Source organism: Kribbella orskensis (assembly GCF_004342085.1).
Taxonomy (GTDB): Bacteria; Actinomycetota; Actinomycetes; order Propionibacteriales; family Kribbellaceae; genus Kribbella; species Kribbella orskensis.
In genome coordinates, this window is the sequence record NZ_SLWM01000009.1 from 107,839 (window position 1) to 122,061 (window position 14,223).

Genomic DNA, 14,223 nt, shown 5'->3' on the forward strand with positions numbered 1-14,223 from the left:
GGCGGTTGGCGGCGTGGATGTCGGTGGGGTGGTGCAGGATCCGGGTATGGCGCTGCGTGATCGTCCCTGGCCGGATCCGCTGTCGACGTTGGCGGAGTCGGTGGTGGGATTCCTTCAGTTCGTGCACACGACGGCCGTGAACAAGGTGGACGGGTTGGATGAGGCGCAGGCCCGGGCGACGCCACTGGAATCCTCGCCGCTGATGAGTCCGCTCGGGCTGATCAAGCACCTGACCGCGGTGCAGCGACAGCACCTCCAACGGACCGTCGGCGGCCAGGACCTGCCGTCGCTGTGGCGTTCGGACGACCACGACTACGAGTTCCGGATCGGGCCGGACGAGACGATCGCCTCGGTCATCGCGGCGTACGACGAGGAGTGGGAGCGTTCGCAGCGGACCTTGCGCGAGGCCGATTGGAGCGCCGTCGTCCAGAGCTACCGCCCGGTCCGGGTGGAACGGCTCCTCACCGACGTCCTGCAGGAATCAGCCCGCCATCTCGGCCACCTGGACATCGTCCGCGAACTGATCGACGGCGCCAAGGGCGAGTAGCAGTCGGACAACTTCGAGGGGTTACCCCCTCGCGTTGTCGGTTACCCGCCGGGAGAACCGACCGGGGTATTGGGCAAACCGCAGCCCCGGGCGGCGCCCGGCGTACCGAAGGACAGGAAGTAGTCGCCGCGCGGACCACCGCGGCGTACCGCTTGCGCCTGCAACGCCGGCGATTGGTGCCGTACTGTCTGTCGCTCGGTACATCCCACCCCTGAAAACATCCGCCCGACGCCCCGAGACACCAACTGTCCGGCGGTCGGCCAGCCCTCCGGATGTCGGCCGCCACTGGAACGCCAGCCTTTCACCGCAACGCCGGCTGGAAGCCGGTGCGCACCGCGCCTGCTGAGCGTCGGAACGGCTGGGGTGCGCCTCGCGAGAAGGTTCTGCACTTGGATCATCTGTGAGTAGATGATCCCGCAGTAGGATCAGTTCATGGCTGAGACACCGTTGCGGACCGTGCCGGACCTGACCGGGCTGCTGAAGCATGCCGGACATGTGCTGGAGACGCAGTTGACGGCGGCGCTCGCGGAGATCGGGTTGACGCCGCGGATGCAGTGCGTGCTGATCAACGCGCTCGGGCAGGAGCGGACCCAGATCCAGCTCGCCGAGATCGCGTATCTGGACAAGACGACCATGGTCACCACCGTGGATGCCTTGGAGGAGGCCGGTTTCGCGGAACGTAAGCCGTCGGCGACCGATCGGCGGGCGCGGATCATCGCCGTCACCGAGGCCGGCGCCGAGGCGGCCGAGGAGGGTCAGCGGATCGTCGACAAGGTGCATGCCGAGGCTCTCGCGGCACTGGCGGCTTCCCAGCGCGCGCCGTTCGCCGACTCGCTGATCGAACTCGTCAACGGACAACTGGCGACGCCGGTCGAGGCGCAACCGGTCCGGCGGGCTCGGCAGCGGACTTAATCCAATAAGAGATCGTCTGCTACGGAACTATCTGTTAAGGTCGTTCTTGTCCTGCTCTGCTGACAAGGAGACGACCGGTGACCTCAACGACAGAACCAGCAAGCCCACCCTCCGAGCAGAGGTCGGAGCCGCCGCAAGAGGGCTCCGGCGCGCAACAGAGTTCCGGCGCGCAGCGGGCGCGGCTGAGGGCGCTGGCGGTGCTGTGTGCGATGCAGCTGATGATCATCCTCGACGGCACCGTCGTGACGGTGGCGCTGCCGACGATCCAGAGCGACCTGGGCTTCTCGCAGGCGGGGCTCGCCTGGGTGATGAACTCCTACCTGATCGCGTTCGCCGGCCTGCTCCTGCTGGCCGGCCGGATCGGTGACCTGATCGGCAGCAAGCGGGTCTTCCTCGCCGGGCTCGCGCTGTTCACCGCGGCCTCGCTGCTCTGCGGCGTCGCCACCGGCGCCGAGGTACTGATCGCCGGCCGCTTCCTGCAGGGTGTCGGCGGCGCGCTCGCCTCAGCGGTGATCCTCGGCATGATCGTCGGCCTCTTCCCGGCGCCGGGGGAGCAGGCGCGGGCGATGGGCGTCTACGGGTTCACCTCGGCCAGTGGCGCGTCGATCGGCCTGATCCTCGGCGGCGTGATCACCCAGACCGTGGGCTGGCACTGGTCCTTCCTGATCAACGTGCCGATCGGACTCGTCTCGCTGGCGCTCGCAGTACGGCTGCTCGCACCGCAGCGCGGTCTGGGCCTCGGCAAGGGTGCGGACGTCCTCGGAGCCGTCCTGGTGACCGCCGGCCTCTCGCTGGGCGTCTACACAATCGTGCAGACAGCCGAGCCGACCGTCGAGTTGCCACGGACGCTCCTCTTGGCCGCAGCCGCCGTACTCCTCCTAGCAGCCTTCGTACTGCGCCAGGCCCGCGCGGCGCAGCCACTGCTCTCCCTGCACATCTTCCGCAAGCGCCAGGTGACTGCGGCCAACGTAGTGGTGGTCTTCCTGTTCGCGGCCGGATTCGGCTTCCAGTTCATGACGGCGCTCTACTTGCAGCGAGTGCTGGGCTTCGACTCGCTGCAGACCGGCTTGGCGTTCCTTCCGGCTCCACTGCTCGGTGCGGTGATGTCGTTGTTCGTCGCACCTCGGCTCACCGTGCGGTTCGGCAGCCGGGCGCTGCTGCTCGCCGGCCTGGCCGCCTTCCTGGTCGCACTCCTGGTGATGAGCCAGGCCCCGGCCGACGGCAGTTACCTCCTCAACGTGGCGCCGGTTCTCGCTCTGATGGGAGCCGGGATAGGCGTAGGGATCCCTGCGGCGATCATGCTGGCGATGTCCGGCGCCGAACCAGGCGATGCCGGACTTGCCTCCGGGCTGAACAACACTGCGCAGCAAGCGGGAGCAGCCGTCGGCACAGCCGTACTAGCCACCTTGGCCGCGTCGCAGAGCGCAGTACGGGTGTCTGAAGGTGTGGCGGAGGCTGCTGCGCTGAGGGACGGCTACAGCGCGGCCTTCGTGGCCGCGGCCGGCTTCGTCCTTGCTGCGTTGGTTCTGACTGCCACTCTGCTGCGGCCCTCGAAGAAGTGACGCGGGCAGTGCCCGGCGCTGTGGTTGCCTACAGCACCGGGCGCTACCGTTGTCGGCCGTGAGTATGACGAGGAACCCAGACCGGCTGGTGCGGTTCACCGCCGGCCTCTAGATCGCGAACATCGTTGCACTCGGCATCTGCCAGCTCGGCCTCATGCTGATCAGCCGGTTGTGGGACCGGCGCGAGCAGCGCGCAGTCTGAGTCAGAGCCCGGCCCAGAAGTCGCAGTGGTGCTCGGTGCTCAGGTCGATGACCTTGATGCCGCCCTGGTCGGTCGGCGTCAGCTCATTGTTTACTTGCGATTCCTGCGCAATAGATAGGTATCCATGATCCAGCCTTTGCGCCGGCGTGCCTCGGCGCGCACCTCGACGATCTCTTCCGCTACTTCCGCCAAAGGTCCGGCGATGAGCAGTTCGTCGGGCGTGCCGAGGTAAGCACCCCAGTAGATGTCGGCATCCTGATCGGTGTGCTGGGTGAAGGCGGTCTGCGCGTCGAGCATCACCACCACGTCGTCGACGTCGTCGGGCCACTTCTTCGCCAGTCGCCGGCCGGTGGTGATCTGGATCGGCTTGCCGACCTGATTCAGCCCGACCCGGTGCCGCGCCGCGAGCGCCGACACGCTGCTGATGCCGGGGATCACTTCGATCTCGAAGCCGAGTTCACCTCGAGCGAGGATGTCGTCGAGGATCGCCAGCGTGCTGTCGTACAGCGACGGATCACCCCACACCAGGAACGCCCCGACCTGGTCCTCGCCGAGCTCGGCCGCGATCATCCCCGCGCAGACATCGGCCCGGCGCCGCCGCCAGTCGTCCACCGACTCGACGTACGCCGAACTCCCGGCGATCGGCCGATCACCTTCCAGGCCGGCCCTCCGGTCCCGCTCCGGATCCCGGCCGACGACCACCCGGTAGTCGCCGTCGGGCGCATACCGCCGCAGGATCTCCTCCCGCAGGTCCACCAGTTCCTGCTTGACGTCACCCTTGTCGAGCACGAAGAACACATCCACGCGGCGCAGCGCATTGACCGCCTGGACGGTCAGTTGCTCCGGATTCCCGGCCCCGACCCCCACCACCAAGATCTGCTTCACCCCGCGACTCTAAATCGCCATCCTTCACCCCCGTCCGCGCACCCCCACCCCGGCGTTTGCCTGTCCCGTGTTTGCTGCACTGGTGGTTTCGCGAGGACTGTCTGGAGGTGGTTGCGTCTCCGGGCTGCGTGATGGTGCTAGTCGGGGTGGTGTGCGTCAAGAGCGCTTCGCGTCCCTTCGGGATCGGAACAAGTTCCGACTCTTGACCCACCCCACCCCGACCAGGGAAGGAACGCAGCTATCCCGGAGCCGCTGGGGGTGTGGCGACAAGGATCGGGAAGCTCCTCCGCCCAGACGTTCGGGGAGTTGGCTTGCCTGGACCGTCGGGGAGCTCCCTGTGGGCCGAAGGGGAGCAGGAGCCCCAAAACCGGCACTCTGTGCACCACCTGAGCAGATCCCGCGCGCTCGGGACGCTCAGCCGGTGCACAAGGTGGACCTCGGACACCAGGTCTGGATCTCGGACACCGAGTCGGGATCTCGGACACCGAGTCGGGGCCTCGGACACCGAGTCGGGACCTCGGACGCCGAGTCGGGCCCTCGGACGCCGAGTCGGGCCCTCGGACACCAGGTCGGGGCCTCGGACACCGAGTCGGGGCCTCGGACACCGAGTCGGGGCCTCGGACACCAAGTCCGGGCCTCGGACAGGAAATGACCTGTTCCAGGTCCCCATACGGTGTCCGAGGTCCCCATAACCGCACCCCCGGCTGGCACACCCCCGAGATGGTGTCCGCCGTCCCCACAACTGCACGGCACGACGCCGCCGGAGGATCCGGGCCGGGCGGCGGGCTCTCGGTAGCGGACTGTTCGGCCGCTGGCGCCTTGCAAGACGCCAGTCGGCGAACAAGACGCCAGAGGCACCTCCGACCCGAGGCTGACGACCCGAACGTCGGTACGTCGGTCGTCGGGCGCGGGGGAGACTCGGCGTACGGGCGTGGAGCGGGCGATCCGCCGTGCCGCGGGTGCCGCCGGGGCCGTGCCGCGGGGAATCCGCCGGGCCGCGCGTGCCGCGGGGAATCCGCCGGGCCGCGCGTGCCGCGGGGAATCCGCCGGGCCGCGCGTGCCGCGGTTTGGGTCTGGGGGTGGGCCGAGGTCGAAGTTGACGGCGGTTGTGGGGGTTGGCGCCGGGCCGGTGGAGGAGGGGACGGGTTGGCCGTCGTGGTTGTTACTGCTAATTTAGCAGTCAGTAGCTCCGACCTCCTGCCTAGAAGGCTGCGACGCGAGAAGGTGTTCTTTGCCCACAGCGGAAGAGATGCTCAGTACTGCGTCCGTGGTAGCCCTCGGCGGCTGCTTGCAGAAGGTGGCGCCGGACCTGCGGTTCACCGCGCTGCGGGCTGCTCCAGGCAAGCTGGCGGACGCCTCCTTCAGTGAGCGGGGTCAGTTGGTCAGGGACGCCCTGCTGGCGGATCTGCCCGCGGGATTCAAGCCGCTGGCGGAGATCTTCCGCGCTGCGCTGGAGGACGACGCGTTCACCGGCTGGATGATCTGGCCGATCACCGAGGCGGTCGCAGTACGGGCCGTGGAAGCGGAGGAGTTCGAGGCCGGCCTCGGACTGCTCGCCGACCTGACGCCCAGGCTGACGGCGGAGTTCGCGCTCCGCACGGTGCTCACGGCCGACCTCGATCGGACTCTGGCTGTCGTGCAGACGTGGACAGAGCACCCGGATGAGCATGTCCGGCGCCTTGCCACCGAAGGCACGCGACCGCGCCTGCCCTGGGCCAAGCGAGTCCCGCAGTTGCTGGAGAACGTCGAGGCCACCCGGCCGATTCTCGAGGTACTGCGCCGCGACGACTCGGCGTACGTGCGTCGCTCGGTCGCGAACCACCTCAACGACATCAGCCGCTCCGACCCGGCGCTGGCGGTCGAGATCGCGGGCGGCTGGCTGGCGGATCCCGAGGCGACGACACCCCAGTTGGTCCGGCATGCGCTGCGCACGCTGATCAAGGCCGGTGACCCTGGAGCCCTTGCCCTGTTGGGATTCGGGCAGCCGATTGGTCTGGTCGTCGACGGGCCGGTCCTGGCGGTGGCGGGCGTGAGCGTGGGTGAGACCCTGGAGTTCGAGTTCACCGCGCACAACGAAGGCGACGCCGAGATGCGACTGGCGATCGACTACGTCGTCCACCACGTCAAGGCGAACGGCACGCTCGCGCCGAAGGTCTTCAAGCTGACCACCCGCACCCTGGCGCCGGGGGAGTCCATGACCCTCGGCAAGCGGCACTCGTTCAAGCCGATCTCGACGCGCAGGTACTACCCGGGCGAACACGCCCTTGAGCTCCAGATCAACGGCCGAGGCTACGGCCGGTCCACGTTCACCCTCTCGCTGGAAGGCACCCGATGACCATCCCCACCCCTCCCGACCCGACCGCCGCCGAATCCGCGAAGCACCTGCCGCACGCGATCACGACGTACCTGCGCGAGGCCGACCCGGCGCACAAGGCCAACGCCCACGACCTGCTCTCCGCCTTCGCCCTCGACGCGACCGTCATCGACGACGACAAGACCTACCGCGGCCACGACGAGATCCACCACTGGCGCGAAACCGCCGCCACCGAGTACACCTACACGGTCGAACTCACCCACGTGGAGAAGTTCGACGACACCCACTACGACGTCACCAACCACCTGGAAGGCAACTTCCCCGGCGGCGTAGTAGACCTCATCTACCGCTTCACCCTCAACGACGAAAACCTCATCACCACTTTGGAAATCGCCCCCTGACCGAACTCCCCGCTTGCTAGGGTGCGAGCGGGTCGTGACTGGCGTCTCGAGATGGATCAACCATCGGGAAGCGACCCCGTCATCAAGACGTCGTGCCGTGCGCCTGGGCTTCTGGAATCGATCTGGGAGACACGGCATGGTCCAGTACTCCGACCCGGCGCCTCGGCTCGTCGGCATCGTCAACATCACCACCGACTCGTTCTCCGATGGCGGCAGGTTCCTGACCCCTGACGACGCGATCGCCCAAGCGCAACGCCTGCGAGCGGCGGGTGCCGACATCGTCGAGCTCGGGCCGGCGTCGAGCCACCCGGACGCGGAGCAGGTGAGCGCGGCGGAGGAGATCCACCGGCTGGCCGACGTCCTCGATCAATTGATCGCCGACGGCATCCCCGTGTCGGTGGACTCCTTCCGCCCCGACACCCAGCGGTACGCCGCCGCGCGGGGTGCGGCTTACCTGAACGACATCCAGGGCTTCCCCGACCACGACAGGTACGACGAACTCGCGGAACTCCCGTGCCGGCTGGTGGTCATGCATTCGGTCCAACGCCGAGGACCGGCCACCAGGAAGGTGACTGATCCGGAGGACATCTGGACGGAGGTCGAGCAGTTCTTCACCGAACGGCTGGCCGCACTCGAAGCCGCGGGCGTCAGCCGCGATCGCCTGATCATCGACCCAGGTCTGGGCTACTTCCTCGGGAGCAATCCAGAACCATCGGTGGCGATGATGGCTGCGCTCGGGCAGTTGAAGGCGCGCTTCGGGCTGCCTGTCCTGGTCTCACCGTCGAGGAAGTCGTTCCTCCGAGCCCTCACCGGCAGCGATCTCGCCGCCATCGGCCCGGCCACCGTGGCAGCAGAGTTGTACGCCGCGTCGCAGGGCGTCGACTTCATCCGCACCCACGATGTCGCGGCGATCCGCGACGCACTCACCGTGTTCGGTGCTCTGACTGCGCGCAGTCAGAGCACCCCTCGGCGAGATACCGGCCGCAGGACCAGTCGAACTCGTCGTACCCGAAGCTGATCCCGTGCCGCTTGCCAACGGACTCGAGCACACTGAGCGCGGCAGGCACAACCTCGCGGCCGATGCCGTCACCAGGAACAAGGGCGATCCGATAATTGGTCATGCCCTGTCAGACCAGGACAGGGACCCGCGGGTGGTGGTGGTCGTGGGCGGGGTGTTAGGTGGGTGGTGACGATCCGGAAGGGCTTGAGCCATGAAAATCGGTCTGCAGATCCCGAACTACACCTGGCCCAACGGCGCCCCGGCCCTCGGGGCGGAACTCGCGGAAGTGGCGAGCACGGCCGACCGGGCCGGCTTCAGCTCGATCGCGGTGATGGACCACTTCTTCCAGATCCCCGGCGTCGGCCCGGTCGAGAACGACATGCTCGAGGCGTACACCACGCTCGGTTTCCTGGCCGGCCACACCGATAGTGCACGCCTGTTCACCCTGGTAACAGGCGTGCACTATCGCGATCCCGGCCTGCTCGGCAATGCGGTCACCACGCTCGACGTGCTGTCCGAGGGCCGCGCGATCCTCGGCATCGGCGCGGGCTGGAACGAGGAGGAGTCCCGCGGACTCGGCTTCGCGTTCCCGCCGGTGGCCGAGCGGTTCGAGCGCCTCGAGGAGACCCTCCAGTACCTGTTGCAGCTGTGGTCCGACGACGACGGGCCGTTCCAGGGCAAGCACTACCAGGCCGAGCGGCTGCTGAACGTCCCGCAGTCGCTGAGCCGGCCGCACCCGCCGATCCTGGTCGGTGGCGGGGGAGAGAAGAAGACGCTGCGGCTGGTCGCGAAGTACGCCCAGGCCTGCAATCTCTTCAACACACCCGACCTGGAGCACAAGCTCGACGTGCTGAAGCGGCACTGCGAGAACGAGGGCCGCGACTACGACGAGATCACCAAGACCGTCTACCAGACGCTCGACCTCGGCGAGCACGGCGAGAAGAAGGACCAGCTGATCGACGAGCTCGGCCGGCTGCACCGCCTCGGCTTCAGCGAAGCGATCGGCTTCGTCCCCGGCCTCCCGCGCCTCGACCCCCTGGAACGCCTTGGCCTCGAGGTCCTCCCGGTAGCCGCCCTCTTCTGATCACCTGCCTTCTGGAGGGCGGCCACGCGGAGGGTCAGCCGGCGATCACCGCGACGCCGAGGCGGCCGCCGTCGACGTCGAGGACGGTGCCGTGGACGAATGCGGCCTGGTCGCTCGCGAGGAAGACCGCGGCGTCGGCGATCGCCTGCGGCGCGCCGATCCGGCCGTGTGGCGTACCGGTCATCATCGCGGTCGCCGGGTGGTTCGGATCGGTGTGGACGACACCGGGAGCGATAGCGTTCACCCGGACCCCGGACGGCCCGAACTCGGCCGACCAGGCGCGCGTCAGAGTCTCCAGAGCACCCTTGCTGGCGGCGTAAACCGCGCCGACCGGGATGCCCAGCCGCGCCACCCAGGAGCCGAGGTTGATGATCGTGCCGCCGCCGGCCGCGACCATCGCGGGCGCGATCGCCGCGGTCAGGAAGTACGGCGACTTGACGTTCACCGCGTAGACGGTGTCGAAGGTCTCCTCGTCGGTCTCCGTCGTCTTCCCGCCGTCGATCGCGCCGGCATTGTTCACCAGTACGTCGATCCGTCCGCCGAGCAGCCGGGTGGCCGCCTCGGCCAGCTCGTTCGCGGCCGCCTTCGTGCCGTTCAGGTCCACCGCCACGAAGTCCGCCTGGCCACCGGCGGCGCGGATCTCGCCGACCACCTCGTCACCGCGCTCCTTGTTGCGCCCGGCAACCACGACGTGGGCGCCCTCGGCGGCCAGGGCGACGGCGATCGCCCGGCCGATGTTGCTGGTGGCTCCGGTGACCAGAGCCGTCTTGCCTGCCAGTCGCATGGGGTTCTCCTCAGAATCCTAGATTGGACCGTTGGGTCCACAGTAGCGTGTCGATTGGACTGCTCGGTCCAGGGGGTGGGGTCGCGCTAGGCTGGCGGGCATGGAGCGAGTGCTGACCGCCAAGGGGGCGGCGACCCGGCAGCGGATCGTCGAGGGGGCCGCGCAGCTGATCCGGGTCGAGGGGGTTCAGAACGTCGGTCTGGACGACATCCGCGGGGCCAGCTCGACGAGCAAGAGCCAGCTGTTCCACTACTTCCCGGACGGGAAGGCGGACCTGATGCTCGCGGTGGCGCAGTACGAGGCCGGCCAGGTGATCGCCGACCAGATGCCGCAGCTCGGTGACCTCACCACCTGGCGCAAGTGGCAGGCCTGGCGGCGCCGGGTGATCCAAGTCTACGACGCGCAACGGCAGGCGTGCGCCCTGTCAGCCCTGACCGCCCAGCTGGGTACTGCGAACCCGGCCACCAGAGACATCGTCAACGCGCTGACCGACGAATGGCACGCCTACCTGGCGGTCGGAGTACGGGCGCTGAAGGAATCCGGCGAGATCGACGCCCGCGTCGACGTGGCGAAGTCGGCCAGCGCCATCCTGGCCGCTGTCACCGGCGGCGCGACCCTGCTCCAGTCGACCGACCGCCTCAGCTACCTGGAAGACGCCCTCACCGAGGCGCTGGACGGCCTCCGCCGACCTCGCCGCTGAGCAGCCTAGGCGTCCTCGCCGCTGAGGAGCCTAGGCGTCCTCGCCGCTGAGGAGCTCCAGGCGTCCTCGTCGCTGAGCGTCAGCCCTCCGGGACGGGCTTCTTGCCTTCGCGCCATTCGCGTTCGAAGGGCAGCCGCCAGGCCCGCGGCGCGATCAGCTGGTGGATCGCGTTCGGACCCCAGGTGCCCGGAGCGTACGGCTTGACCGGCGGCGGGTCCTCCAGCAGCAGCGTGGAGTTCTCCCAGAGCGACTCGATGCCCTCGGCCGTGGTGAAGAGCGTGTGGTCGCCGCGCATCGCGTCCAGGATCAGCCGCTCGTACGCCTCCAGTACGTCGCCCGCCGTCTCCGTCTCCTGGGTGGAGAACTGCATCGACAGCTTCTCCAGCCGCATCCCCGGTCCGGGCCGCTTGCCGTAGAAGGACAGCGACACCCGCGACGAGTCGGCCAGGTCGAAGGTCAGGTGGTCCGGCCCCTGCGAGCCGACGCCCGAACCCGCCGGAAACATCGTCTTGGGCGCCTCCTTGAAGGCGATCGAGATGATCCGCATCCCCTCGGCCATCTTCTTGCCGGTGCGCAGGTAGAACGGCACGCCGGCCCAGCGCCAGTTGTCGATCCCGACCTGCATCGCGATGAACGTCTCGGTGTCGGAGTCCGGCGCGACCCCCTCCTCGCTGCGGTAGCCGCCGTACTGGCCGCGGACCACGTGCTCGGGGTGGATCGGCAGCATCGAGCGGAAGACCTTGTTCTTCTCCTCCGAGATCGCCCGGGGCTCCAGCGCGGTCGGCGGCTCCATCGCGACGAACGCGAGCACCTGCAGCACGTGTGTGACGACCATGTCCTTGAACGCGCCGGTCGGCTCGTAGAAGGTGGCACGCTGGTCCAGGCCGAGCGACTCGGGGATGTCGATCTGGATGTGGTCGATGAAGTTGCGGTTCCAGATCGGCTCGAACAGTCCGTTGGCGAACCGGAACGCGAGGATGTTCTGCGCCGCCTCCTTGCCCAGGAAGTGGTCGATCCGGAAGATCTGCGACTCGTCGAACGTCTCGTGCACGAAGTCGTTCAGCTCGATCGCGCTCTGCAGGTCGTCGCCGAACGGCTTCTCCATCACCACCCGCGCCCGGTCGACCAGGTCGGCGTCGCGCAGCATCTGGATCACCGAGCGCGCGGCCTTCGGCGGCACCGACAGGTAGTGCAGCCGGCAGGTGTCAGGTCCGAGCGCGTTCTCCGCCGTCTTCACCGCGGCCGCTAGCGCGTCCGGTCCGGCCGTGGTCGGCACATACTCGAGCCGGTCGGAGAACTGCGCCCACTCCTCGTCGGTGATCTTGTGCGTGCCGAAGGTGTCCACCGCCACCCGCGCCCGGGCCCGGAACTCGTCCGACGTGAGCTCCTCGGTCGCAGTACCGATGATCCGTACGTCGGGGGCGAACCTGGACTGCTGCAGATACGCCAGGCCCGGCAGGAGCTTGCGCTTGGCCAGGTCCCCGGTGGCGCCGAACAGTACGATCACGTGCGGTGCGAGCGGCTCCGGATCACGCCGCGACGGCCGCGAACCTGGCGCCGGATAGGCGATCGTCTGGGTACGGGAGTCGGGCATTCTCGGGGTCCTCCTACAGACGACGCCACAAACGGCTTCAGTGTAGGTCAGCGGAGCCGCGCTGCCTCGAAGATCGCCTGGGCGAAATCATCGGTACTCCTGCTGCAGGAGTTCCAGCTGCGCCTGGTCGGCCCAGTCGAAGTACAGCGGGTTGCTGACGGTCGATCCGCCCTGCCACGCGGCTCCCCGGCCGCCGAAGATGCTCAGCTTCACGATGTTCATGTTTTGAAGCTAGGTACGCGGCCGGCCGCTCCGCGCCCGTCAGATGACGCTGGGCTTGTACGTCACTGGCCGGTGAGCGGTCCGAGCGCCGCCGCCAGGTCGCCGCGCGCCCTGATCCCGAGCTTGGGGAAGATCCGGTGCAGGTGCGTGCTGACCGTCCGGTGGGACAGGTAGAGCCGCTGGCCGATCTCCCGGTTGGTCAATCCCTCGGCAGCCAGCTGCGCGATGCTCAGCTCGTGCGGGGTCAGGTGGTCGCGCGCATCCGGAGTACGGCGTGGGCTCGTCTCGCCGGCGGCGCGTAGTTCGGCGCGTGCTCGCTCGCTCCACGGGATCACGCCCAGCGCGTCGAAGGTCTCCCGGGCGGCCCGCAGGTGTACCCGGGAGTCGGCGGTACGTCGATGGCGCCGCAGCCATTCACCGAACGCGAGCTGGACCCGGCCGCGCTCGAGCGGCCAGCCGCTGAGGTCGGCATCCAGGGCCGCCTTGAACAGGGTTTCCGCGTCGTCGCCTTCCGCGAGGACCGCACTGACGTAGCGCAGGCCGATGTGCAGAGCCGGCGAGGTGGTCGAGGCCGCCGCCTGCTGGAGGTCCCGGACGATGTCCTGCATCTCGGCGATCTGCCCGCTGCGCACGGCCGCCTCCGCCAGGTCCGCGACGACGTAGCACCGCAGTGCCACCTGGTACGCCGGGTCGGCTGGATCGTGGATCCGGCGGAGATCCGCGAAGGCATCGGCGTACCGGCCTTCACCGAGTGCTGTCAGGCCCCGGGCCAGCTGAACAGTGGCCAGTACTGGTCTGGCGCCTGCAGCGATGCCGACCTGCTCCGCCTCCGCCGCCAGGCTGGTGGCCGCCTCGTAGTCACCGCGCAGGGCGGCGATCTCGGCCTGCACGGCCACAGCCAGCCCATACATGAACTGCTGGTTGGTCTCCCGGCCGAGCCTCGCCGCCTCCTCCGCGGCGGGCAGCGCCACGGTGAGGTTGCCGAGCCGGGTCGAGCTCCAGGCCTGGACGGCCAGAGCCCGCGTCAGCAGCCCGAGCCTGCCCTGGGGACGCAACCCGGCGACCGCGCCGGCGGAGAACCGCGCGGACAGCTCGAACGCCCCGATCTGCAGCGCCGCGCTGCCGAGGAAACGCTCCACCTGCGGATCGCCGCCCGTACTACCGGCGAGATCCATCAACCCGACCGCGACCGCGGGGGTGAGCACGTCCACCTCGACCTCCGTACCGAGCACTGTCGCGGCGGCGGCCAGCACTTCCGCGACCGAGTCGCCGTCGTTGAGCGAGGCAACCAACAGGCTCGTCCTGGTTGCCGCGGGCAACGTGGCGGCCCGGGTGCCGAAGGCCTGCTCGAGCTGCGCGTTCAACGGCAAGGTGGCCTTCAGCAACGAATCTGGGAAGACCGTGCCGGGCACTCCAGCCGCCTGGCCACGAAGGCGAGTACATCGGCGCTGACCTGGTCCAGCCAGTGCACGTCTTCCGCGATCAGCACCACCGGCGTCTCCGCGGCGACCTCGGCCAGCAGGTTCAGGACCGCCAGCCCGACCAGGTAGAGGTCCGCAACGGCGCTGTCGGCGAGACCCATCGCGCTTTGGAGCGCGTCGCGCTGGGGACCGGGCAGGGTGTCGAGACCCGAGCGGATCGGGTGAAGGATCTGGTGCAGCCCGGCGAGCGGGAGGTGCTGTTCGGCCTCGGCCCCGGTCGTTCTCATCACCCGCAGGCCGGCGGCCGCCGCCAGCGCACCCGCCTCGGCGAGCAACGCCGACTTCCCGATCCCGGCCTCGCCGGACAGGAACAGGGCGGCGCCGCGATCGCGGATTCCGCTGACCAGGTCGGCCAGCAACTTCGACTCCAGCTCCCGCCCGAACAGCGGCAGCCCTGCCACTCCGCCGACCTCGGGCATCGCCCGCCCCCTCCGTGACTCGCCGTCTCTGCTGCCTCAGAGCAGGCTAAAGCCCTTCCCCGGCATCACTCTTGGTGCCGGTGCCGGTGCCGGTGCTGTGGTCGCGGACGAGCGGA

The 14,223-nt window shown here is 68.8% G+C and carries 14 protein-coding genes and 1 riboswitch; of the genes, 8 read left to right on the forward strand and 6 right to left on the reverse strand.

Annotated features, from left to right (window positions below; translation table 11 throughout):
- The first annotated feature begins 46 nt into the window (after positions 1–46).
- From EV644_RS23985 to EV644_RS23995, 3 genes are all read left to right on the forward strand, one after another.
- Positions 47–547: a DinB family protein gene (locus EV644_RS23985; RefSeq protein WP_132191001.1), complete on the forward strand. Its 501-nt coding sequence runs from the start codon at positions 47–49 to the stop codon at positions 545–547.
- Between the two features lie 432 nt (positions 548–979).
- Entirely contained in the window at positions 980–1,459 is a 480-nt protein-coding gene (locus EV644_RS23990) for a MarR family winged helix-turn-helix transcriptional regulator (RefSeq protein ID WP_132191000.1), read from the forward strand.
- A 77-nt stretch (positions 1,460–1,536) separates the two neighbouring features.
- Positions 1,537–3,021 (forward strand): MFS transporter, encoded by a 1,485-nt coding sequence (locus EV644_RS23995; protein ID WP_241998689.1) that lies wholly within the window; start codon positions 1,537–1,539, stop codon positions 3,019–3,021.
- Positions 3,022–3,313: 292 nt separating this feature from the next.
- Here the strand turns inward: EV644_RS23995 and cobF are convergent, their stop codons facing one another.
- Positions 3,314–4,108, reverse strand: coding sequence for a precorrin-6A synthase (deacetylating) (cobF, locus tag EV644_RS24000; protein ID WP_199239972.1), 795 nt, complete (start codon positions 4,106–4,108; stop codon positions 3,314–3,316).
- A 1,231-nt stretch (positions 4,109–5,339) separates the two neighbouring features.
- Here cobF and EV644_RS24005 point away from each other — a divergent pair.
- The 4 genes from EV644_RS24005 (at position 5,340) to EV644_RS24025 (ending at position 8,907) form a co-directional block, all read left to right on the forward strand.
- A complete protein-coding gene (locus EV644_RS24005; RefSeq protein ID WP_241998688.1) occupies positions 5,340–6,443 on the forward strand; it encodes a DNA alkylation repair protein in 1,104 nt (367 codons plus the stop codon).
- Positions 6,440–6,823 (forward strand): nuclear transport factor 2 family protein, encoded by a 384-nt coding sequence (locus tag EV644_RS24010; RefSeq protein ID WP_132190999.1) that lies wholly within the window; start codon positions 6,440–6,442, stop codon positions 6,821–6,823. Before EV644_RS24005 ends, EV644_RS24010 begins: the two co-directional genes overlap by 4 nt.
- 24 nt (positions 6,824–6,847) lie before the next feature.
- Positions 6,848–6,939, forward strand: a riboswitch (ZMP/ZTP riboswitch).
- Positions 6,940–6,959: 20 nt separating this feature from the next.
- A complete protein-coding gene (folP, locus tag EV644_RS24015) occupies positions 6,960–7,841 on the forward strand; it encodes a dihydropteroate synthase (protein ID WP_132190998.1) in 882 nt (293 codons plus the stop codon).
- Between the two features lie 193 nt (positions 7,842–8,034).
- The gene (locus EV644_RS24025; RefSeq protein ID WP_132190996.1) at positions 8,035–8,907 is read left to right on the forward strand and encodes an LLM class F420-dependent oxidoreductase; all 873 of its coding nucleotides are present in this window, start codon (positions 8,035–8,037) and stop codon (positions 8,905–8,907) included.
- A gap of 34 nt (positions 8,908–8,941) precedes the next feature.
- Here the strand turns inward: EV644_RS24025 and EV644_RS24030 are convergent, their stop codons facing one another.
- Positions 8,942–9,691, reverse strand: a complete 750-nt coding sequence (locus EV644_RS24030; protein WP_132190995.1) for an SDR family NAD(P)-dependent oxidoreductase — start codon at positions 9,689–9,691, stop codon at positions 8,942–8,944.
- A 100-nt stretch (positions 9,692–9,791) separates the two neighbouring features.
- Between EV644_RS24030 and EV644_RS24035 the strand changes: the two genes are divergently transcribed.
- The gene (locus EV644_RS24035) at positions 9,792–10,391 is read left to right on the forward strand and encodes a TetR/AcrR family transcriptional regulator (RefSeq protein ID WP_132190994.1); all 600 of its coding nucleotides are present in this window, start codon (positions 9,792–9,794) and stop codon (positions 10,389–10,391) included.
- A gap of 79 nt (positions 10,392–10,470) precedes the next feature.
- Here the strand turns inward: EV644_RS24035 and zwf are convergent, their stop codons facing one another.
- From zwf to EV644_RS45505, 4 genes are all read right to left on the reverse strand, one after another.
- Entirely contained in the window at positions 10,471–11,985 is a 1,515-nt protein-coding gene (gene zwf, locus EV644_RS24040; protein WP_132190993.1) for a glucose-6-phosphate dehydrogenase, read from the reverse strand.
- Positions 11,986–12,072: 87 nt separating this feature from the next.
- A complete protein-coding gene (locus tag EV644_RS47240; RefSeq protein ID WP_255511345.1) occupies positions 12,073–12,207 on the reverse strand; it encodes a hypothetical protein in 135 nt (44 codons plus the stop codon).
- Between the two features lie 62 nt (positions 12,208–12,269).
- The gene (locus tag EV644_RS24045; RefSeq protein ID WP_199239973.1) at positions 12,270–13,619 is read right to left on the reverse strand and encodes a LuxR family transcriptional regulator; all 1,350 of its coding nucleotides are present in this window, start codon (positions 13,617–13,619) and stop codon (positions 12,270–12,272) included.
- Complete coding sequence (locus EV644_RS45505) at positions 13,586–14,107, reverse strand: ATP-binding protein (RefSeq protein WP_199239974.1); 522 nt, start codon at positions 14,105–14,107, stop codon at positions 13,586–13,588. Before EV644_RS45505 ends, EV644_RS24045 begins: the two co-directional genes overlap by 34 nt.
- Between the last annotated feature and the right edge of the window lie 116 nt (positions 14,108–14,223).